At 46.7% G+C, this 18,809-nt stretch carries 18 protein-coding genes and 3 tRNA genes; 3 read left to right on the top strand and 18 right to left on the bottom strand.

All coding sequences use genetic code 11. The features are described from left to right. Positions 1-21: 21 nt before the first annotated feature. Together ABD031_RS19065 and ABD031_RS19060 are read right to left on the bottom strand one after the other, a co-directional pair. The gene (locus ABD031_RS19065) at positions 22-1,143 is read right to left on the bottom strand and encodes a hypothetical protein (RefSeq protein ID WP_343854279.1); all 1,122 of its coding nucleotides are present in this window, start codon (positions 1,141-1,143) and stop codon (positions 22-24) included. A gap of 301 nt (positions 1,144-1,444) precedes the next feature. Further along, on the bottom strand, positions 1,445-3,397 hold the full coding sequence (locus tag ABD031_RS19060) for a M1 family metallopeptidase (protein WP_343854278.1): 1,953 nt from the start codon (positions 3,395-3,397) through the stop codon (positions 1,445-1,447). A 159-nt stretch (positions 3,398-3,556) separates the two neighbouring features. On the opposite strand from ABD031_RS19060, the gene ABD031_RS19055 reads away from it, so the two are divergent. Further along, positions 3,557-5,383 carry a TonB-dependent receptor plug domain-containing protein gene (locus ABD031_RS19055; protein ID WP_343854276.1) on the top strand — a complete coding sequence of 609 codons (1,827 nt, stop codon included), beginning with the start codon at positions 3,557-3,559 and terminating at the stop codon, positions 5,381-5,383. Between the two features lie 52 nt (positions 5,384-5,435). Here the strand turns inward: ABD031_RS19055 and ABD031_RS19050 are convergent, their stop codons facing one another. The 16 genes from ABD031_RS19050 to lpdA form a co-directional block, all read right to left on the bottom strand. Continuing rightward, positions 5,436-6,419, bottom strand: a complete 984-nt coding sequence (locus ABD031_RS19050) for a PDDEXK nuclease domain-containing protein (RefSeq protein ID WP_343854275.1) — start codon at positions 6,417-6,419, stop codon at positions 5,436-5,438. A gap of 131 nt (positions 6,420-6,550) precedes the next feature. Next, positions 6,551-6,913: a TfoX/Sxy family protein gene (locus ABD031_RS19045; RefSeq protein ID WP_343854274.1), complete on the bottom strand. Its 363-nt coding sequence runs from the start codon at positions 6,911-6,913 to the stop codon at positions 6,551-6,553. Positions 6,914-7,359: 446 nt separating this feature from the next. Next, positions 7,360-7,608 carry a GIY-YIG nuclease family protein gene (locus ABD031_RS19040; protein WP_343854273.1) on the bottom strand — a complete coding sequence of 83 codons (249 nt, stop codon included), beginning with the start codon at positions 7,606-7,608 and terminating at the stop codon, positions 7,360-7,362. Positions 7,609-7,651: 43 nt separating this feature from the next. Further along, a tRNA-Val gene (locus ABD031_RS19035) sits at positions 7,652-7,726 on the bottom strand. 47 nt (positions 7,727-7,773) lie between these two features. Beyond that, positions 7,774-7,846: transfer RNA gene (locus ABD031_RS19030), tRNA-Cys, on the bottom strand. A 47-nt stretch (positions 7,847-7,893) separates the two neighbouring features. Continuing rightward, positions 7,894-7,968 (bottom strand) — tRNA-Val (locus ABD031_RS19025). 158 nt (positions 7,969-8,126) lie between these two features. Continuing rightward, positions 8,127-9,389 carry a replication-associated recombination protein A gene (locus ABD031_RS19020; RefSeq protein ID WP_343854271.1) on the bottom strand — a complete coding sequence of 421 codons (1,263 nt, stop codon included), beginning with the start codon at positions 9,387-9,389 and terminating at the stop codon, positions 8,127-8,129. 92 nt (positions 9,390-9,481) lie between these two features. Next, positions 9,482-9,781 (bottom strand): HigA family addiction module antitoxin, encoded by a 300-nt coding sequence (locus ABD031_RS19015; RefSeq protein ID WP_343854270.1) that lies wholly within the window; start codon positions 9,779-9,781, stop codon positions 9,482-9,484. An 11-nt stretch (positions 9,782-9,792) separates the two neighbouring features. After that, positions 9,793-10,074 (bottom strand): type II toxin-antitoxin system RelE/ParE family toxin, encoded by a 282-nt coding sequence (locus tag ABD031_RS19010; protein WP_343854269.1) that lies wholly within the window; start codon positions 10,072-10,074, stop codon positions 9,793-9,795. Between the two features lie 63 nt (positions 10,075-10,137). Then, positions 10,138-11,151: a threonine aldolase family protein gene (locus ABD031_RS19005; RefSeq protein WP_343854268.1), complete on the bottom strand. Its 1,014-nt coding sequence runs from the start codon at positions 11,149-11,151 to the stop codon at positions 10,138-10,140. Continuing rightward, positions 11,141-12,103, bottom strand: coding sequence for a glycerophosphodiester phosphodiesterase family protein (locus tag ABD031_RS19000; RefSeq protein WP_343854266.1), 963 nt, complete (start codon positions 12,101-12,103; stop codon positions 11,141-11,143). The genes ABD031_RS19005 and ABD031_RS19000 overlap by 11 nt, the downstream gene beginning before the upstream one ends. Next, complete coding sequence (locus ABD031_RS18995; RefSeq protein WP_343854265.1) at positions 12,096-12,554, bottom strand: DUF2721 domain-containing protein; 459 nt, start codon at positions 12,552-12,554, stop codon at positions 12,096-12,098. Before ABD031_RS18995 ends, ABD031_RS19000 begins: the two co-directional genes overlap by 8 nt. 225 nt (positions 12,555-12,779) lie before the next feature. Continuing rightward, the gene (locus tag ABD031_RS18990) at positions 12,780-13,415 is read right to left on the bottom strand and encodes a hypothetical protein (protein WP_343854264.1); all 636 of its coding nucleotides are present in this window, start codon (positions 13,413-13,415) and stop codon (positions 12,780-12,782) included. Positions 13,416-13,530: 115 nt separating this feature from the next. Continuing rightward, the gene (locus ABD031_RS18985; RefSeq protein WP_343854263.1) at positions 13,531-14,352 is read right to left on the bottom strand and encodes an anti-sigma factor; all 822 of its coding nucleotides are present in this window, start codon (positions 14,350-14,352) and stop codon (positions 13,531-13,533) included. After that, complete coding sequence (locus ABD031_RS18980; protein WP_343854261.1) at positions 14,352-14,885, bottom strand: RNA polymerase sigma factor; 534 nt, start codon at positions 14,883-14,885, stop codon at positions 14,352-14,354. The genes ABD031_RS18985 and ABD031_RS18980 overlap by 1 nt, the downstream gene beginning before the upstream one ends. Before the next feature lie 90 nt (positions 14,886-14,975). Further along, a complete protein-coding gene (lpdA, locus tag ABD031_RS18975) occupies positions 14,976-16,373 on the bottom strand; it encodes a dihydrolipoyl dehydrogenase (protein WP_343854260.1) in 1,398 nt (465 codons plus the stop codon). 292 nt (positions 16,374-16,665) lie between these two features. On the opposite strand from lpdA, the gene fabG reads away from it, so the two are divergent. After that, positions 16,666-17,412, top strand: coding sequence for a 3-oxoacyl-[acyl-carrier-protein] reductase (fabG, locus tag ABD031_RS18970; RefSeq protein WP_343854259.1), 747 nt, complete (start codon positions 16,666-16,668; stop codon positions 17,410-17,412). A 416-nt stretch (positions 17,413-17,828) separates the two neighbouring features. After that, positions 17,829-18,797 carry a CHRD domain-containing protein gene (locus tag ABD031_RS18965; RefSeq protein ID WP_343854257.1) on the top strand — a complete coding sequence of 323 codons (969 nt, stop codon included), beginning with the start codon at positions 17,829-17,831 and terminating at the stop codon, positions 18,795-18,797. Positions 18,798-18,809: the final 12 nt, after the last annotated feature.

Genomic DNA, 18,809 nt, shown 5'->3' with positions numbered 1-18,809 from the left:
TAATTTACAAAATCATAACCCTTATGCAGCGCATCTCATCACCTCGCCGAGGAAATGGGAGGATTGGATGGTTGTTTTGGCCGTTTTACGGATTTGTTCTTTTACCCGGGCAGTCCCTTGTTTTCCACAGACGTATCGGAGGATTTCGGATTTAAAGTGGTCGCTTTGCATAGATTTGACACCTGAGAGAACGATCAAAGCCCTGGCTTCTGTGAAGTTTCCGGCGTTGACAATGGATTTTAGAAGATCATTTTTGAAATGATCGGAGTCAAATTTTCGGATCACATCATCTACTACGAAACGCAGGTCTTGGTCGGACATCTTGTCGAAGGGAATGCTCTTCGCAATGTCTGCCTTGAAGTGGTCGCTGTCGAGCAGATTGAGGAGCTGCAGCGCTTTTTCACCTTGTCCATTCAGAACGTCGGCTTTGTAGATCGGCTTTAGAAGTTGGGCTCTGAAATGGTCCGAATCGAGATTGCTGACCACCCTGCTGAGTTGGTCGACGTTTTGAAAGTAGGAGGCTGGGATTTTTTTATACACTTCATATTTGTAATGATCCGAATCCAAGTACGAGGGCACCGCATCGATTACAGCGACCATGTCTGGGTTGCTTAGTTTTTTCTCAAGCAAAATTGAAATGTACCCGGACTTCACGTGATCACTTTTTAGTTTGCTGAGCAGGTCCAACACTGCTTTGGTTCCGCCCTTGGCGTAAAGTCTATCGACACGGCCTTCTGCTCCTATGGTGGTCGTGTTCAATAGTTCCGGGAGAATTTCACTCAGCCAGATTTTCCCGTCCGGCTCGAAGGGTTTGGTGCGTCCTCCCTCGTTGTACTCATAGTCCAATGTGCCGTTTTTGTTGGTGATAAAAAGCTTTCTGGAATTGCCAAAAGTGGTTCTTTCGATCTTGAGGTAGCCGCCCGGAGAAATAGAGCTGATGGATTTCTCATCGTCCGAAATGGTGATTTTTCCGCTTGTCTCCAGATTGGATTTTTGGTTACCGTTATCGCTATTCCACCTAGTAGAGTTCTTGGACATGGCGATGCTGGAGTTTGACTGAGCCAAGACTTCTCCGCAAAACAGCGGACAGGTCAGGCAAAGAAATAGAAAATAAAGCTTGAGAAGGTCGATGCGGTTTTTCATCATTTCTGAGTTAGTTGAATTCTGCCACCAAAATGATAGAATCCTAACTACCTTAAAAACCAGATGCAGTCAGTCGTCAAATGGTTGCACTGACCTGTGGAAAAAATGGAATGAAAATTTGAAGGCTATTGTCGTTGGAAGAAAATCCGAAAAATTCCCAAACCAAAAAAAGCTCCTGAATTCGCGTTCAGGAGCTTTTTGAATTTATTGGAATATGGTTTGTTTCGTCGTCAGGAATAGAGAAAAGCTGCTGCTAAGTTGTCCCACGTTAGTAAGCAGGCCTCTTCGGTCTTTCAACCCCTTATTTGTAAATCTCTACAGGCCAGCTGTCATTAGCCATGTTGACGTCCGGAAGGATTTTGTCAGGGTCGATCACGACCGCTTTTACCTTCTTGGAGGTTTTGATCTGGTGAACCCAGGTATTTCCTCTTTGCCAGATTTCCACAGGTAACATAGTGCGCTCTGTCGAGTTGTCATCGTAGGTCACTTCCAGCAGCACCGGCATAGGCATGTCGCCTTTGTTTTCGATGCTCACGAGGTAGTTACCGCCATAAGGCTGCACGCCGCCGATTCCCAGGTCAATGTTGCCGGTACCGTAGAACCAATTTTTCCAGAACCAAGACAGATTTTCTCCAGCTACATTTTCCATATGGTTGAAGAAATCTTCCGGCTGTGGGTGCTTGTACGCCCAGGTTTTGATGTAAGATTTGAACGCATTGTCAAATCGCTCTGGCCCCAAAACATACTCTCTGAGAACGATCAGGCCCATTGCCGGTTTTCTGTAGGCGATGAAACCCAAATTTCTCAGGTCAGCGACATCGGGATAGGTGTCGATGCCTTCTCTGTTGGTGTCGGTCAGGAAATTTGTCAGTCTTCTAGTCTCATTGAGTGTGCTCGGGTATTCGCCGTTGTTGAAGTCAAGCGTGCTGTAGTGGTTGATGAACGTGTTGAAGCCTTCGTCCATCCACGCGTAGCGTCGTTCGTTGCTGCCGACGATCATCGGGAACCAATTGTGGCCAAATTCATGATCCGTCACGCCCCAAAGCCCACGACCTTTGGAAGTATAGTGACAGAAGTTCAACCCTGGATATTCCATCCCGCCGATCTTTGCAGCCACGTTGGTGGCAGTTTCCCAAGGGAATTCATACCACTTGGAATTGTTTTCGATGGAGGCTTTGCTGTACTCGGTGGATCTGCCCCAGGCTTCCTGTCCTTCGCTCTCCTTTGGATAGACAGACTGTGCCAAAGTCGTCTTGCCGGAAGCCAAGTTGATTCTTGCAGCATCCCAGATGAAAGAAGAAGAAGTAGCAAAAGCCACGTCTCGGGAGTTCTCGATGCGAAAGTGCCAAGTGATCATTCCGTCTTGCTTGGGACGGGTCAATTGCGTGTTTTTGATTTCGTCAGGAGAAACCAGGAAAACTGTCTCGTCGCTTTGGTAGGCTTTTGCCAATCGGTTTTGCAGTTCTTTGGTCAAGACTTCATTTGGATTCATGAGCTTGCCTGAGCCGACCACGATGTGGTTGTAGGGCACCGTGACTTTGTAGTCGAAGTTGCCATACTCCAGGTAAAACTCACCCGCACCGAGGTAAGGCTCGACGTTCCAGCCTTCGATGTCGTCGAACACGGCAACTTTTGGATACCACTGTGCGAAAGCATAGATCCATCCGTCATTCACTTTCAGTCGACCCATTCGATCCATCCCGTCTTCAGGGACTTTGAAGGAAAAGTTCATAGACACGGTCGCCTTGCCGCCTCTGGCAGGAATAGGCTCTGCAAACCACACTTGCATACGGGTGTCGTCGATCAGGTGCTTGGTGGAGATGGCTCCTTTGGATCCTACTTTCGCAGCCAGGTTTGTGATCTGATAGCCGCCGTCGGTGTTGCCATTGTATCGGTTTCCCTGTGGCGGCGTGGTCAGCGTGCCTCTGGAATCTGCGGTGAAGCGGTTTTGCTCCATCTGCATCCAGATAAAGTCCAGCGACTCCGGGCTGTTGTTGGTGTAGGTGAGGGCTACTTTTCCCGAAAGGGTAAAGTTGGCTTCATCCAACGTGACTTCGATCTGGTAGTCGGCAGCATTTTGCCAATAGCCTTCTCCGGGTTTACCGGATGCTGCGCGGTAATAATTTCCTTTTCGGGCGATCGATTCCGAGAAGTCTTGTTGGTTGTTTTCTTTTCCCTGCTGGGCAAAAACGGATAGGCTTCCGGTCATTAAAAACGCGGAAAGGGCCCATCCTGCTAATTTCAATTTTCTCATTGGGCGTAAAATATTTGGGGTCAAAAGTAACAGCCTTGTGGGTTATGGAGAACGTTTTTTTGATGAGCGAAAAGTGTTTAACCAAAATTTAGATTTCAACTGGGTTTGGTTGGGTAGTAATTTCGGCTTTACATTTGGTTCAAATTGCAACTCTATTTCATGAAAAAACTAATTTTTACCGGGTTTTGTGCTCTTTTTGCCGCCCATGTAAATGCCCAGACTGACACTACTACCCAGAAATTGGATGAAATTTTGATCCAGGAAAACCGGATCCAGCTCCCATTTTCGAAGCAAAGCAGAAATATTTCTTTGGTAGATAGGCAGCAGATCGAGACGAGCCCAGCGAGAAGCCTGCCGGAAGTGCTGAGTTTTGTGCCGGGCGTGGATGTGCGACAACGAGGGGTGACTGGAGTGCAGGCCGACATTGGAATACGGGGAGGTTCGTTTGAACAGACGCTGATGCTTCTGAATGGGATCAAACTCAGCGATCCGCAGACGGGCCATCACATGATGAATGTTCCGGTGCCCTTAGTCAACGTCGATCGGGTAGAGGTGCTGAAAGGGCCTGCCTCTAGGATCTTTGGGCAAAATGCCTACACCGGAGCGGTGAATGTGATTACCAGTCTGTCAGATATCAAAAGCCTCAGACTTCAGGGGTATGCGGGTGATTTTGGGATGAAGGGGATAAGTCTTGCAGGATCGCTTCCTGCTGGAAAGTACAAGCAGAACTTGGCCGTTTCCTACGATGATTCCAATGGCTACCAGTATAATTCCGACTATCAGGTGAGCAATATTTTCTACGAAGGCGGGATTGACCTGAATGAGAAAAATGCGATCCGAGGCATGATTGCCTATGCTGATCGAACTTTCGGAGCGAATGGATTCTATGCCTCGACCTTTCCGGATCAGTGGGAAAGCATTCAAACCGCTTTGGGATCGCTGAGTCACACGTTCGTGTCTGGTGATTTTTCGCTCAACACGAGAGGCTATTGGAGGAGAAATGAAGATGAGTATCGGCTGAGAAGAAACGAGCCAGAATTCTATCAGAATTTCCACACGTCGGATGTCTTTGCGCTAGAGACCAACGGTACTTTTCAAAGCAAGCTTGGTACGACAGGTTTTGGCGTCGAGGTCAGAAAAGAACAGATCGAAAGCACCAACCTCGGCGATCACGACCGGGTGCTCAGTGGGATTTTCTTGGAGCAAATGGTCAATCTGGGAGAAAAGACAGACATCCGTGCGGGCCTGTATTCCAACTATTACTCCGAATATGGCTGGAAGCACTTTCTGGGGATGGAGGTTGGTTTCCAGGCGACCGAGTCTATCCGGCTCTATTCCGGTATCGGGTCCAGTTTTCGCATTCCGACTTACAACGACCTCTACTATGTCGGGCCGACAAATATTGGCAATCCCGACCTCCAGCCAGAGCAAGCCCGCTCTTTTGAGTTTGGGGGAAAATGGAACCGTACCAACTGGAGGGCGGAGTTGGTGTACTTCAATCGCTATTCGGAAAACCTCATCGACTGGGTTCGTACCTCTGCAGACCAACCCTGGCAGCCCCAAAACTTCAACGAGGTCACTTTCAATGGGGTCGAAGCTTCAGCCTTTTACCGCGTGAATCCGAGTAGCTCTGTGGTACAGCTGAAGGAGCTGATGCTTTCCTACAACTATATTGATGCGGATTTTGAGGGTTTGCCAGGAGTAGAGTCCCGCTATTCGTTGACTTCACTCAAGAATCAGGTCATCGGAAGTGTCTTGGTAGGCTTTGGCAAAAAGATAGAGTGGAATACCAAGATGCGCTACGTGGAGCGAGTCAGTATGGATCCCTATTTTATCCTGGACATGAGGGCCGATTACAACAGGCTGGGTAAGGTCGGCTTCTTTGCTGAGGCATCCAATATCACCAATACAGACTATGTGGAGGCCGGCACAGTGCAAATGCCTGGACGTTGGTTTCGGGCTGGATTCATGGTGAATCTGGAATAGATGCCATGATTGAAGGGCTTCCTCGCCCTTTTGAAATTTCAATCCAAAGATGTCATTTTAGGTCGCTATTGTCGAGTTCAAACCGCTGTCTGTCTTGTTCGACCAAGGCTTTTAACTCTTCCTTTTTAGGTAGATATAAGAGGTATTTGCTGGCAAATAGGTTGTTTCTGTCGTTGAGTACGGAGTATTTCACAATGGTTTCATCCTTCTCCGAACAAAGTAAAATGCCAATAGTTGGATTGTCGTCAGGGCCTCTTTTCAGATCATCATACATACGGACATACATGTCGATTTGTCCTATATCTTGGTGGGAAAGATTACCCGTCATAAGATCGATGATCACAAAACATTTGAGGAGGTAGTTGTAAAACACCAAATCGATATAAAAGTCAGATGTGTCAGTGACAATATGCTGCTGTCGGGCTACAAAGGCAAAGCCATTTCCGAACTCTAAAAGAAACTGTTGGATATGGGTGATGATGGCAGATTCGATGCTATGCTCCGCATTTTTAATCGAAGGGCTTAATCCCAAAAACTCAAAAATGTAGGGGTCTTTTATAAGGTTTTGAATGGAAGGTCTGGAATTTTCAGGAACCTGTTTTACTAGCCTTTCGAAGGCCAGGCTACTGATTTGGCGTTGCAATTCACGGCTATTCCAATTGGCGGCAATAGATTCTGATAGATAAAAGTTCTTCTTTTGTTCACTGTCCAATCTGGAAAGTAATCTGTAATGAGTCCAGCTCAATTCGGTACGCAATGCGTTCCAAATTGGAAAAGCTTTGTAGAAAGACCGCATGTTGTTGAGATTGCGCTCGTCAAATCCTTTTCCGAATTCTAATGTGAGTTGCTGAGCTAAATTTTTTAGAATGCCTTTACCATAGGTAGCTTTGATGTTTCCCTGCTGCTCGTCTTCTAGAATGGTCTTACCTATCTGCCAATAAGTCTCAATGAGCACCGCATTCACCATTCTGAATGCCCTGCCTCTGGACTGGAGAATGATCTCCTTCACAGCGCTGAATAATTGGTTTCTCTCCATCACCATTTACCTATTTAAGAATCAATCATGGAATAGTTTGGGATTTATTTGGTTCGACGGAACGCATTTCTACTAGAGTATTTGATTTTTTTCCGTGGGGATTTCATGATTTTCCTTTTTTGACAAGATTCCTAGGTTCTGGATTTGCTCTTTTTTGCAAAGGGGTTGAACTCCAAAGCCAGCGCTACCCAAAACTCCAAATCCTTCTCGAGATCATACCCTTCAGGATAGGCAAACACGAAATCTTTCATGGGCCTGCCTGTGAATTCCATCGGTCTGCAGCCAAGTTTATTGGCATATCTCAATTGAGCTTTTTCGCCGATACGGGCCATAAGCCTATCTTCGGAAGTTTTTTTATCTCTTGCGATTCCGATACACATCTTGTCTTCGACCATAAACACCACTCCGCCCATCATCGCTTTTTGGTAAAAATTCGCCTTTCTGTCAGAGAGGATCCGTTTCAATCTTTCGGCGAGATATAGGTCGTAGGCCATAGAAGTGGGATTTTTAATTAATCGGTTTGAGCCTGAATGCCAGCCAACATATTCAGGACCTGTTGGCTGCCAGTTCAATTTAAGCATCAATTGAATAAAACCATTCACATGGCTGCCTGCCTAGTCTGTCTTTTTAGTGGAACCAATGAAGTTTCTTTCATTTTCAATGTTTGACGAACTTCATCAAAAATATTGGGCCTGCCAGCAAAGCAGAAAAAAAACCCCCTAAATCTGAGGCTATAGTGTGGGAGTTGAGTCCGGAAAGCTTTCAGGAGAACCCCCGGCCCTCCCGAATGCATCGGCGTGCTCTGAACCAGCTGAGCTAAACTCCCGAAGGACTGTGAATTTTTTTCTAATCTCGTGCGATTAGATTTGAATGTGGAGTTGAGGGGTTTGCCCTAGACCCTCCCGATTGCATCGGGATGCGCTGAGCCCGGTGTTTGCGATTATCGGGGAATGAGTTCTTCTATTCTCTTTTTTGATTTCCACGACTTCACCTGTCGTTCCCTTTTATAGGCGTCTGACTTTGAGCCGAACTCCTCGAAATAGACGACGTTCCAGTCGTTTTTTTTGCCAGTAAAGCCTTTATGGTTTGAGTTGTGCTTTCTCAGCCTTTCTTCAAGTTTTTCGCAGGTGTGTCCGACATAGAATCTGCCGGCAGAGGGTGAGTATAGAATGTAAAAAAAGCAGCCCATATCCTGAAAAAAGAAAAGCCCCAGATTTTTCTGAGGCTTGTAGTGGGAGTTGAGGGATTCGAACCCCCGACCCTCTGCTTGTAAGGCAGATGCTCTGAACCAGCTGAGCTAAACTCCCGAAGGACTGTGAAATTTTTTCTAATCTCGTGCGATTAGATTTGAATGTGGGAGTTGAGGGATTTACCCTAGACCCTCCCGATTGCATCGGGATGCTCTGAACCAGTTGAGCTAAACTCCCGAAGGACTGTGAAATTTTTTCTAATCACGTGCGATTAGATTTGAATGTGGGAGTTGAGGGATTCGAACCCCCGACCCTCTGCTTGTAAGGCAGATGCTCTGAACCAGCTGAGCTAAACTCCCGTTGCTTATCAAACGGATTGCAAAGGTAGATTCTAATTTTTTAAAGGCAAATAAAAGTTTGTGTTCGCCTACAATTATTTGAAAATGAGCGGAATTAATTTTTCGAAGTTTTGAGAGGCTCAGAAATTTCAAGTCTTAGATCTCAAATTTCAAATGTTCTAATACCCATACTTCCCTTTCCATTTACTCGATAGATACTTTCTCAGCTCGTTTTCCCTCGCATTTTCGCCGGGATCGTAGAGTTTCGTGTTTTTGATTTCATCAGGAAGAAACTCCTGCGCTACAAAGTTGCCGGGGAAGTCATGGGAATACTTGTAGGCTTTGCCATAATTCAGATCCTTCATCAGCTTGGTGGGCGCATTTCGGAGATGAAGCGGAATAGAGAGGTTCCCTGTCTCTTTGACGATAGCCTGAGCTTGATTGATGGCCATATAGGCGGCATTGCTCTTGGGAGAGCTGGCCAGATAGGTTACACATTGGGAAAGGATAATTCTCGCTTCGGGATAGCCGATAATCTTGACGGCTTCAAAGCAGTTGGTAGCCAACAAGAGCGCATTTGGATTTGCGTTGCCAATGTCTTCCGAGGCAAGGATAACGAGCCGACGGGCGATGAACTTGACGTCCTCTCCTCCTTCTATCATCCGAGCCAGCCAATAGACTGCGGCATTGGGATCCGAACCACGGATGGATTTGATGAAGGCTGAGATGATGTCGTAGTGCTGCTCGCCGGATTTGTCATAAAGAGCGACCTTTTGCTGGGCGATCTGCATCACCTTTTCATCTGTGATCACAGACAGGTCTTCATTGATTCCGTCAATGACAATCTCAAGCAGGTTCAGAAGTTTCCTTCCGTCACCTCCAGAAATGCGAAGCAGGGCATCTATCTCCTGGAGTTCGACTCGCTTTTTTTTCAGTTCGACGTCTTTTTCCAATGCTTGCTTCATCATGGCTTCCAATTCGGCTTTTCCAAGTGGGTTCAGGGTGAAAACCTGGCAGCGCGATAGCAAAGCTGAATTAACCTCGAAGGAAGGGTTTTCCGTAGTCGCTCCGATCAACCGAATAGTGCCTTTTTCCACGGCGCCGAGCAGTGCATCCTGTTGGGACTTGTTGAAGCGGTGGATCTCGTCGATGAAGAGGATTACCCCTTGCTGGAATCGGGCTTTCTCAATCACCTCCCGGATGTCTTTCACTCCCGAGCTGATTGCACTGAGTGTGTAAAACGGCGCTTTGATCTCGTTGGCGATGATATTGGCAATCGTAGTCTTGCCCACGCCCGGAGGTCCCCAAAGAATGAGAGAAGGTACATTGCCGGACTTGAGGGCTTTGTGTAGGAAAGAAGAGGGCAAGGAGAGATGCTCTTGCCCGATCAGATCTTCCAATCGGGTCGGGCGCATCCGTTCGGCGAGGGGAGTGTTGTTCATCTTCTTTGGAGAGACAATACGCTTATATGCAAGACATAAGACTTGGTGACCAAATCAAAGGTGTGGCAAAATAGTATAAAAAAAAGGCCGTTTTAGGCTTGGTTAAAATCGAATTGGATGATTGCGTCAAACTCTGTCTGCTTTGTGTTTTTTTCTTCTTCGAGATCGAAGTCATTCTGCAATCCTAGCCAGAATGTGGCAGAGGTGCCAAAAAACTTGGAAAATCTCAGAGCAGAATCTGCTGAAATCCGCCGTCTCCCTAGGACGATTTCGGAAATCCGCGTTTGGGGAATGTTCGTTTCTTTAGCTAATCTATAAGCTGAAATTCCCATGGGTTTAAGGAACTCTTCCGACAGAATCTCTCCTGGGTGGATGTTTTTTAACTTTTCCATAATCATAATTTTTAATGATAATCGACGATTTGCACTTCAAATGAATGATTTTCTACCCACGAGAAAATAATCCGCCATTGCTTATTCACTCTGATACTATACAAGCCGCTCAAATTACCGGAAAGCTTTTCCAAGTGATTGGATGGAGGAATTCTAAGGTCGCTAATGGTTGAAGAGTTGTTTATCATCCTTAGTTTTCTCCGAGCTATTTCCTGAATTTCATGAGGTAGTTTCGAAGACTTTGAACCATTCCAAATTTTTTCAGTTTCCTTGTCTCCAAAAGTTTGAATCATCAGTATCGTCTCGAGGTACTAACGTATGAAGTTAGTAAATGATTTAAGTTTGAAAAATAAAAATCAGATTGTCGTTATTCTTCTCCCAAACTCCTCCAGCTGCTCATCCCCAAAGTCATGATGGGTGACAAAGCGAACCAGATCTGGGCCGAACTTGACCGATTTGATCTCTTTCTCGGCCAGCTTTTGCATGAAGCTTTCCGGAGAAATTCCCTCCAGTCTGGCGATCACGATGTTGGTTGCGACGGGAAAAACCTCCGAAACTGAGGGCAAGGCCTCCAGCATCTTTCCCAGGGCTCTTGCCCGCGCATGATCTTCTTTCAAGCGGTCTACTTGGTGATCCAGGGCATAGATTCCGGCCGCGGCCAAGAAGCCGGCCTGCCGCATCCCGCCGCCGAATACCTTTCTGACTTTTCGGGCTCGTTTGATATCGGCTTTGGAACCAAGTAACACAGAACCCACCGGACAGCCCAAGCCTTTGCTTAGGCAGATGGATATCGTGTCAAACTGTGCTCCCCAGTCGGCGGGACTTTCGCCGGTTTCGACCAAGGCATTGAAAAGTCTTGCACCATCCAAGTGGAGTTTGATGCCTTTTTCCCGGCAAAGCGTTCGGATTGGCTTTATTTCGTCTAAGATATAAATGCTTCCTCCACCCTTGTTCATGGTGTTTTCGAGGGAAACCAAGGTCGTTTCCGCAGCATGTACGTCGTCGGGATTGATTGCCTCGGCGATTTGTGAAGCAGTGATTTTTCCCAAATTTCCATCAAGCAACTTCACTGAGGCCAGAGAATTGGCCATGATACCACCTCCCTCATAGAGGTAGATGTGGGAATGCTGATGACAAATCACCTCGGTCTGAATCCGGGTGTGGAGACGAATCGCGATCTGGTTGGTCATGGTGCCCGACGGGCAATAGAGCGCGGCTTCCATGCCAAAGAGCTTGGCGATTTTTTCCTCCAGCGCATTGACCGTCGGATCTTCGCCGAAGACGTCGTCGCCCACTGGCGCAGTAAACATGGCTTCTTTCATGCCCGGAGTCGGCCGGGTCACCGTGTCGCTTCTCAGATCAATCAGCATGGGTGAAGTACTTGGATTTGGAACTGGTTTTTGGTGCCAAAGTTTGAATGGCAGCGGATGCCTCGATGGGGCGGTCTGTGGCCAGGATGTCGGCCCCATTTTGAACAAAGGAGGCATAGAGCTGGTCACCATGGGCTTCGGCGCTTTTGTCTAGGTTGCCGAGCACGCCTAGGATGGTGAACACTCCTCGATCATGTAGGGCTTTGTTGAACTCCGGAGTCCGCTCCGCCAATCCAGTAAAGGCAATGGCGCGATCCCAGGGGATTCCCGTCTCTTCCATTCGCTCGATTTCCTCCTCGTTTCTGATGGTGATGGACAGCATGAGCTTTGGCGCGAGGTGATGGAGTTTTTTGGCTGCCGCAAAGGAATAGGTGATCAGGGCAGCATGTGCTTCCGATTGGGTTTCGTGCACTTCTTCCACGACTTTTTCGAAGGGTACAGATTTCTTGATATCCACGGTCAGCAGGGCTTTTCCCTTCGACCAAACAAGCGCCTCTTTCAATGTGGGTACTTTGAATTCTGTAAGCTTTCCCTCATTGTCTTCAAGCAAAAGACCTTGAATGTATTCGAAGGTAACCTCTTCCACTTTCCCAGTACCATTGGTCGTGCGGTCGAGGTCATCGTCGTGCATGAGTACCAAGACGGAGTCCTTGGTCATGGCCACGTCGAGCTCGATGATGGTGGGTGTGAATTCAAGCACATGGGCAAAAGTCTCGATGGCGTTTTCTGGAAAGTCCGGATATGGACCGCCTCGATGCGCAGAGACCATCGGAATCCGATCAGCAGTCCAGGTGTAGAAATCCTGGGTTTCTTTCAGAGAGGCAAGTTGGATCAGGTTGGTGGGTGTTCCTACCAGTTTTTGCCCAAAGACTTCCACTTGGGAAGTGTCGCTGGGTTTGCAAAAAGTGAACAGCCCAAAGCAGGCTAATGTCCAAATAAAGTGTTTATTCATTCTCAGATTTGTTGTCTTTTTTGAAGAAAATATCAAGACTGCTCGATCGGTTTTTGAAGATGTCTTCCATGTCAGAAAGTTCCAGATTGAGTGCCCTGGTAGATAGCTGGATTTCCACCAAGGAAATCACCAGCGCGATAAGGAGGGACCCCATGCTGATGACAAATACCCAGTTGGCGGCGGAGGTGTATCCTTGAAAGAGCAAAAACATACAAACCACGCAGAGTAAAAAGCTAAATACTCCAAAGAGCTGCATGTTTTTGATGAGTGTTAAGCGACGGCGGAGATTGTGAAGTTGCTCGACGATCTTTTCTGAGCCCGGCTCATTGTTGTAGTTTTTGTGTAGCCCTCGAATCAGAGTCGCTATCGCCAAAAACCGATTGGTAAAGGCCAGCATCAGCAGCGTGATGGCGGAGAAAAGAAGTGCAGGAGTGGAGAGTTGGAGTTCCATTTCGGTAAGTTCAGAAATTCGGGTGAAAAGGAGGCTGCTTTTTCCGCTGTAATTGAAGACGTGGATCAGTGTTTTTCCGAGATCCTCGGGGTAACCGCTTTGCGTTGATCAAGTTTGGCGATCGGTAGATCCGAGGAGAAAGGGAAGTTTCCGTCTCCAAACACGTTTGTTAAACAAGCGTCAATTGCAGCTAATAATATTGCGTGGATAGGTGATTTGAATACCTCAGTTGTCTGAAGGGTTGATTCGTTTGGCTCTATCGGCTGCGACAGTCAAATCTATTCGGAATTTCTTGATCACTTGTTTGTACATATTGAGTTTCTTTTCCAACAGGTCAACCAAATATATAGCCCGCTCCGTTTCGCTGGCAAGTTTGATCAGTCCTAATTTTTCTTGAAAAGAAAGCTGGTGTAATGTTGCATGTTGAAATGTGTTCAAAGCTCCAGAAGGGATTCGGATGTCGACTTTCGCTATCTCCAGAAATCCGTGGATTTGCTCGACCAATGCGTCTTGAAGCTCTTCTGAAAGCAAGTCATCTCCATCCAAAAATGAGACTTCTCCTCCTGGGTAACTTTTTCCAGGTAAAGGATAGACAAACTCGTCGATTTTGAAGACTCTGAGTCCTTCTACTTCCACACTGTAGGAGCCATCTTCGAGTTTTTTGGAAAGAGTCAAAAGCCTTGACTCGGTTCCGTATCCCAGAATGTCCCGTTCACATGGGCATAAACCAAAAATATCGCCCTCCTTTAAATCACCGAACAATTGATTACTCCTATCGGAGTGGGTGTTCAGTGCATGGAGATATTTCTTTTCTCCGGGCAAAATCACGCAGTCCTGAACAGTGAAAAAAGACAAAAACATAGCGAACCAGTTTACTTGAAAAATACCAGGAGAAAAATAAAACTTAAGTTAGGAAAAAGCCACAAAAAAAAGCCCGATTTCACAACCGGGCTTCGTCAATATTTATTGGCGGAAATTATGCAGTCTCTCCCAAGACCACCAGTTTCTCAAGGTTGGGCGCTTTGGATCCTCCTTTTGGCTCAATGGTGATGGCGAAAGCTCCCGCTTCGGCTACCGCCTGCATTTGCTGTAGGGTGAATTTTTCACCAGGATTGACCAAGCCTATACCTACCGGCCCGTCTTTTCCAATCGCCCAAAGCTGGTAGTCAAATTCAGCTGAAAGTGAATTCAGGTTGTTGACAGCTACAAACACTTCCTGTGCACTTTGATCCCAGAAGACATCGACTTTGGCGTCCTTCTGCATCGGAAGTGTCTCACCAATCATCTGAACCCTTTTGAAATCTCCTGACACCAAACGATCCAGTCGGGAATCGGTTTCTTCAAACTCGAGTTTGACCTGGTTGAGATTGTCTGCCATCACTTGCTGGTCTTGGAGCAAGGCAGTGAATCTCTCCTCTGTATCATAGAATTTTCCTGCAAAATAAATCGCTGCCGCACTCGCCAATACGGCTACGAGTGACGCTGCGATCGCAAAGTTTTTCCAAGGAGAAAGCTTCACGACTTTCGCTTCTACTGGCGCTGGTTTTACAAAATCAGGTTCTTCTTTTTTGAAACTTTCCTCCAAGCTGGCAAAGATCTTTTCTTTCACTTTTGGTGAAGGAGCTACTCCCATTTTCTCATCAAAAGAAAACATCGTCTCCTCCAAGTCATCAAGTTCCCGCTGAATTTCGGGATGTGTCTTTGCCAAAGCCAGAACCTCCTCACGCTCGCGCTCAGTCAACTCTCCCAGAAGGAAGAGCTCCAATTTGCCTGATGCTATGTATGATTGAATGTCCACTAGATTCTGTCTATGTTCTTTTTTAGTACTTGAAGTGACGCTCTGACACGCGATTTGACCGTGCCGAGCGGGATTTCAAACTCCTCTGACACTTCCGAGTGTGTATATCCTTTGAAATAAATATACTCAATAATGAATCGTTGATCTTCGTTGAGTTGGTTCATCAACTCCTTAACCCCTATCGCCTCTACCTGCTCCATGGTTCCTGAATTACTTTCAAGGCCATATACGAAGTCATCTATTGTGTTGGTCTTTGTGGATTGGGAAATTTCTTTGGAGCGCAGTTTGTCGATGGAGGCATTCCGGCAAATATTGGCCATCCAGGTGTATAAGCGGCCTTTTGACTCGTCGTAGGAGTCGATTTTTTTGGTGATTTTGAGAAAAGAATCATGGAAGACTTCCTCGGCAATGTCAGAATCGGAGATGATTCGGGCGATCACAGCGAACAGCGCTCTCGAATACTTCTCGTAGAGGTACTCGGTCGTTTTTCGGTCTCTGGCTCTCAGACCGGCTATGATTTCATCTTCCTGCAAAAGTCAATGGGTTGGTGCGGTATTGTCTAAAAGTAAAACACCAGACCGAATGTTTCGACCTGGTGTCAATTTATTTCAAAAATATTTTGATCAAAGGTGAATTACCTCGTCGTAAGCCGCCGCTGCCGCTTCCATGATTGCTTCTGACATGGTTGGGTGCGGATGGATGGTTTTGATCAGTTCCATACCGGTAGTCTCTAGCTTGCGGATGGCGACGATCTCGGCGATCATCTCAGTTACGTTGAATCCTATCATGTGCGCGCCAAGAAGCTCGCCATATTTTTTATCAAAAACGAGTTTCACAAAACCGTCTTTTGCGCCAGCTGCGGAAGCTTTTCCAGAAGCGGAGAAAGGGAACTTACCCACTTTCACTTCGTATCCCGCTTCGATTGCTTTCGCCTCAGTCATACCCACAGACGCGATCTCAGGTGAGCAATAAGTACAGCCTGGGATGTTGCCGTAGTTGATCGGCTCGGGATGGTGACCGGCGATTTTTTCCACGCAAGTGATGCCTTCAGCAGATGCTACGTGAGCCAGCGCTGGCCCAGGAATCACATCACCGATTGCATAGTAGCCCGGCATGTTGGTCTTGTAATACTCGTCAACTTTGATTTTGCCTTTTTCTACCAAGATTCCGACATCTTCCAAACCGATGTTTTCGAGATTGGATACAACCCCTGCTGCCGAAAGGACGATGTCACACTCCAACGTCTCTTCGCCTTTGGCGGTTTTCACGGTCACTTTGCAGCCTTCGCCTTTGGTGTCTACCGCGGTCACTTCAGAGGACGTCATGATCTGCATGCCGGCCTTCTTGTAGATTTTCTCCAAAGTCTTGGATACTTCTGCGTCTTCGATCGGCACGATGCGATCCATGAATTCTACAATCGTCACCTCTGTGCCCAAAGTAGAATAGAAATACGCAAACTCAATTCCGATGGCTCCGGAACCCACAACCACCATTTTCTTTGGCAGCTTTTCCAGAGTCAAAGCTTTGCGATAGCCGATGATCTTCTTGTCATCGATCTTCATCGACGGCAGCTCACGGGATCTCGCTCCGGTGGCAATGATGATATTGTCTGCTGAGTATACCGTCTTTTTATCGTCTTTATCGGTGACCTCAATTTTTTTGCCGGGCTGGACCTTGCCCCAGCCGGTGATGACTTCGATCTTGTTTTTTTTCATCAAAAAAGTCACGCCCTTGCTCATTCCATCTGCAACTCCGCGGCTTCGCTTGACAATTCCCGTGAAATCGGCGCTGGAATCTTTCACGGTGATCCCGTAGTCTGCAGCGTGATTGATGTATTCAAAAACTTGGGCGCTTTTCAAAAGAGCCTTAGTAGGAATACAGCCCCAGTTGAGGCAAATACCACCAAGTTCGGCTGCTTCTACGATCGCTGTTTTCAGTCCGAGTTGTGAAGCGCGAATCGCCGCTACGTATCCACCGGGACCGCTACCCAGCACGATCAAGTCAAATTTTGTCGAAGACATATCTAAAATGGGTTTAATTACAATTGAAACTTTGCAAAAATAGGCCTTTTGAATTCAGAAAAAAATCGGATATTCTTCGAGTTCTTTGAGTCAAAACGCACTCATGTTGAATAATTTGTCAATATAGATCGGAAATTTTATCATTTCTTCAATTGAAGAAGCGATCTTTTGAGAACAGCTTTGTCCAAGGATTAAATCTTTGGCTTTCAGGTAAAAAGCCTTTCGGCCAGTTGCTGAAAGCAGAAAGTCTGGTAGTTTTTTCTAATTTTGGCCAAACAAAATTTTAAACTTCATGGGATTACTTTCAGGAAAAACCGCACTAATCACCGGAGCTTCAAAAGGCATCGGCAAGGCCATTGCGATTAAATATGCACAAGAAGGTGCCAACGTAGCTTTCACCTATTTGTCTAGTGTAGAAAAAGGAGAAGCTTTGGTGGCGGAATTGGAAGCTTTTGGGATCAAAGCCAAGGGCTATCGCTCGGATGCTTCCGACTTTAAGGCGGCAGAGGAATTGGTCAATGCCGTGGTGGCAGACTTTGGTGCCTTGGATATTCTGGTCAACAATGCCGGTATCACCCGCGACAATCTGCTCATGAGAATGACCGAAGAGTCTTGGGACGAAATCATGAACGTCAACCTGAAATCCTGCTTCAATACAGTGAAGGCCGCCACCCGCACCATGATGAAGGCCAAATCCGGCTCTATCATCAACATGACTTCCGTCGTCGGAGCCAAAGGGAACGCCGGTCAGGCCAACTACGCAGCTTCCAAAGCTGGAATCATCGGCTTCAGCAAGTCAGTTGCTTTGGAGCTTGGGTCCAGAAACATCCGCTGCAATGCGATCGCTCCGGGATTTATCGAAACCGAGATGACTGAAGTGTTGGATGAAAAAACCGTGCAGGGCTGGAGAGAAGGCATTCCGATGAAGCGTGGCGGCAAGCCGGAAGAGATTGCCGATGCCTGCGTCTTCTTGGGGTCTGATATGAGTACCTATATCTCAGGTCAGGTGCTGCATGTGAATGGAGCGATGTATACTTGATTTACGATTTTTGAATTACGATTTACGAGCGGCTGGAGAGATTCCAGCCGTTTTTTGTTCCTGCCTGTTTGACCATCGGAGGAGTAGGGGATGTTCGAGTATTTCGATGCCGATTTGAGGGTTTTGAAATGTTAATGAAGAGTTCTCGACGTCAACGAAACCTTAATGGTATTCTGGCGATTTGGGAGGCTCAGTTTTTTTCGTCCTAACTTCTGTTATGAATTCCTATAAAACTCAAATCAAAAAGATGGAAAACCATTTTTCCGTGGATTTATTCATTTGTATTGGTAAAGAGAAATCAGTAGAAAATGTCGAAAAAAAGCCGTTAATTAATTGATAGTCAAAAAAATCCATACTCGGCACAAAATTACGTATATGGAAAAAAATCAATTCAAAAAACCCAAAATCTTGTAACTATGAAAAACTCTATCAAACCCCCTCTGGGGTTGGCATTTTTGGCTTTGATCGCCTTTAGCTGCCAGACAATTCAGGAAGAAAGTCCTGTAATGAATCGAATCGCAGAAGACAATACTACCGCGACTGCCTCAGATTCTGATGCAAATGCCCGCAAGGGCAAGGCTGTTGAATTTGGGGCCTTTCTGACAGGTACTGAGGAAGTTCCGGCAGTAGTGGCCACCGGATCCGGCGCGACTAGTGTTGTGCAGGTAGATGCGAACACTTTGAAAATCGTCCTAAGAGTGACTAATCTCGCGAATATTACGGCTGCACATTTTCACAAAGCACCTGCAGGTACCAACGGCGGTGTTGTCGTTAATTTGCTCAACAATCTAAGCGTGACCAACCTTCCAAATGGATTCATTGCTGAGGGGACTATCGATTCTTCCGATTTGTCAGGCGTTTTAGCTGGGGAGACCATTTCAGATTTGCTTTGGGAAATGGGAGAAGGTATGATTTATGTCAACGTTCACACTACGACAAATCCCGGTGGCGCGATTCGAGGACAGGTTAGTAAAATTGAGCCTAACGATAACAAAAACTATGGAGCCAAGCTGGCCGGAGAGAATGAGGTCCCGGCCGTAAGTTCGAAAGGTGCAGGAGTAGCGAAGTTCAATTTTTCAAACGACGGAAGCTCCCTTTCCTTCCAAGTGAACGTAGCGGGGCTGGAAAACGTGAGGTTTGCTCATATTCATTTTGCAAAAGCGGGTGCAAATGGCGGAGTGGTTTTTACCCTGAGAATGGATAAAGTCGAAGGGCCGGTTTCAGGAGTTTATGCGAAAGGAGGTATCGATCCGACCAATTTTTCAGGTCTGCTTCTAGGAGGAGACCTTATGATCTTGCGGGAGGCCTTCAGAACTGGCAATGCGTATGTAAATGTGCATACAGACATGGTGCCCAGCGGGGAACTGAGAGGCCAGGTTCATTGAGGAATTCAATTC

Source organism: Algoriphagus jejuensis (assembly GCF_039523455.1).
Classification (GTDB): domain Bacteria; phylum Bacteroidota; class Bacteroidia; order Cytophagales; family Cyclobacteriaceae; genus Algoriphagus; species Algoriphagus jejuensis.
The sequence above is the reverse complement of the archived record's forward strand: the minus strand, read 5'-3'. Positions and strand labels throughout refer to the sequence as shown.

Coding starts and splice junctions, on each gene's coding strand:
- ABD031_RS19050 (WP_343854275.1), bottom strand. CDS start 6,419: ATGGAGAGAAACCAATTATTCAGCGCTGTGAAGGAGATCATTCTCCAG.
- ABD031_RS19055 (WP_343854276.1), top strand. CDS start 3,557: ATGAAAAAACTAATTTTTACCGGGTTTTGTGCTCTTTTTGCCGCCCAT.
- ABD031_RS19010 (WP_343854269.1), bottom strand. CDS start 10,074: ATGATTCAAACTTTTGGAGACAAGGAAACTGAAAAAATTTGGAATGGT.
- ABD031_RS18965 (WP_343854257.1), top strand. CDS start 17,829: ATGAAAAACTCTATCAAACCCCCTCTGGGGTTGGCATTTTTGGCTTTG.
- ABD031_RS19015 (WP_343854270.1), bottom strand. CDS start 9,781: ATGGAAAAGTTAAAAAACATCCACCCAGGAGAGATTCTGTCGGAAGAG.
- ABD031_RS19005 (WP_343854268.1), bottom strand. CDS start 11,151: ATGCTGATTGATCTGAGAAGCGACACGGTGACCCGGCCGACTCCGGGC.
- ABD031_RS19000 (WP_343854266.1), bottom strand. CDS start 12,103: ATGAATAAACACTTTATTTGGACATTAGCCTGCTTTGGGCTGTTCACT.
- ABD031_RS18995 (WP_343854265.1), bottom strand. CDS start 12,554: ATGGAACTCCAACTCTCCACTCCTGCACTTCTTTTCTCCGCCATCACG.
- ABD031_RS19045 (WP_343854274.1), bottom strand. CDS start 6,913: ATGGCCTACGACCTATATCTCGCCGAAAGATTGAAACGGATCCTCTCT.
- ABD031_RS19040 (WP_343854273.1), bottom strand. CDS start 7,608: ATGGGCTGCTTTTTTTACATTCTATACTCACCCTCTGCCGGCAGATTC.
- ABD031_RS18990 (WP_343854264.1), bottom strand. CDS start 13,415: ATGTTTTTGTCTTTTTTCACTGTTCAGGACTGCGTGATTTTGCCCGGA.
- ABD031_RS19065 (WP_343854279.1), bottom strand. CDS start 1,143: ATGAAAAACCGCATCGACCTTCTCAAGCTTTATTTTCTATTTCTTTGC.
- fabG (WP_343854259.1), top strand. CDS start 16,666: ATGGGATTACTTTCAGGAAAAACCGCACTAATCACCGGAGCTTCAAAA.
- ABD031_RS19020 (WP_343854271.1), bottom strand. CDS start 9,389: ATGAACAACACTCCCCTCGCCGAACGGATGCGCCCGACCCGATTGGAA.
- ABD031_RS19060 (WP_343854278.1), bottom strand. CDS start 3,397: ATGAGAAAATTGAAATTAGCAGGATGGGCCCTTTCCGCGTTTTTAATG.
- lpdA (WP_343854260.1), bottom strand. CDS start 16,373: ATGTCTTCGACAAAATTTGACTTGATCGTGCTGGGTAGCGGTCCCGGT.